Here is a 568-nt window from a genome sequence, read left to right as displayed (position 1 = left end):
GGCGGGCATAATCGGGGAGCGCCAGCACCACGCCCTGCGTGAAATCACGCCACGCCACTTCCTTGCGGAACGTCGTGACGCCGTCGCCGTGTCCCGAGACGGCATGCCAGACCTGGCGAGGACTGATCTCGCCGAAATGAAGATGCGGGGACAGCCGGGACGTCCCCTCGGTCGAGGGTATGTTGCGGTCGTGGTCGTAATCGTCGGCGACGTCCGCGAACCGCGCCACCGCCTTCCGCGCGGCGTCCTCACCGGGGCGCCAGTTGGAAAAGCCACCCGACCAGTCGGGCTTGGTCGGCAACAGCTTCCAGCTCTCCACCGCGTCCGATTCCGGCCACGTCTCCGGCGCATCGATCTTGCGCGGCATCGCCACCGGTTCCGGTGGCGGCATCATCTGCGACAATGCTTTCCAGAACGACGAATAGACACGGAACTGCCCGCCTGCTCCGGTCGTGACGCTCTCGACCCGAGCCAGCTGGTTGCCATCATGGAGGCAGATCGCGTCGCCGAGCGCATCCTCGGCCTTGCGCCACCATGGCTCATACTGGCGTGTCGCGAACACCCGCTC

At 66.5% G+C, this 568-nt stretch carries 1 protein-coding gene; it reads right to left on the bottom strand.

What is annotated here, in order from left to right:
• Nucleotides 1-568, bottom strand: a 568-nt coding sequence (locus tag sphsw_RS20560) for a deoxyribodipyrimidine photo-lyase (protein ID WP_327195649.1), incomplete at both ends; no start/stop codon positions are given.

This window comes from Sphingomonas sp. FUKUSWIS1, from assembly GCF_000733135.1.
In the GTDB taxonomy this organism is placed as follows: domain Bacteria; phylum Pseudomonadota; class Alphaproteobacteria; order Sphingomonadales; family Sphingomonadaceae; genus Sphingomonas; species Sphingomonas aerolata.
The sequence above is the reverse complement of the archived record's forward strand: the minus strand, read 5'-3'. Positions and strand labels throughout refer to the sequence as shown.